Here is a 752-nt window from a genome sequence, read left to right on the forward strand (position 1 = left end):
GTTGGGCGTTAGCCCAACTCTATATGGTCAATGGCAAAGCCTTGCTGACTTTGCCAAGAGCAAACACTGCTGAATTTCTCCCGTCAGCTCAATAATGGCAGAAGGAATCAGCAGTCTCATTGTTAACCCTCGGCCACTTCTTCATGACTCACTGCGGGGTGGTACAACTCCGAACCCGACGCTTTGAATTCCGCGGACTTTTGTTTCATCCCTTCCAATGGGTCATCCAACAGCTTAACTGCTATCGCCTGTCCTTCCTCAGCCTGTTGCCCTTTAGCATACTCACGAACTTCTTGCGAAATCTTCATCGAGCAGAATTTGGGGCCACACATCGAACAGAAATGCGCAACCTTGCCCGACTCTTGTGGCAGGGTTTCATCGTGGAATGCACGTGCCGTATCGGGGTCGAGCGAGAGATTAAATTGATCCTGCCAACGGAATTCAAAACGAGCTTTAGACAATGCGTTGTCACGAACTTGCGCGCCCGGGTGCCCTTTGGCCAAATCCGCCGCGTGCGCAGCCAGTTTGTAGGTTATCAAGCCGGTTTTCACATCTTCTTTATTGGGTAGACCTAAGTGCTCCTTTGGCGTTACGTAGCAAGCATGCACAGCCATACCAACCAATCACATGGCCGCACCAATCCCAGAAGAATGTGGTCATAGCCAGGGGCAATGTCGGTGGTCAGTGGACCTAAGGTATAGAATGGTGCCTCATGACAATGCTTGAGCTGCTCATCCATGTTCTCTTTAATC

Annotated in this window: 1 pseudogene; it reads right to left on the minus strand. The window is 50.5% G+C overall.

The features are described from left to right. Positions 1-122 precede the first annotated feature (122 nt). A pseudogene (locus CIK04_RS31455) lies at positions 123-752 on the minus strand (phosphomethylpyrimidine synthase ThiC); the annotation flags it as partial.

Source organism: Vibrio sp. 03_296 (genome assembly GCF_002265885.1).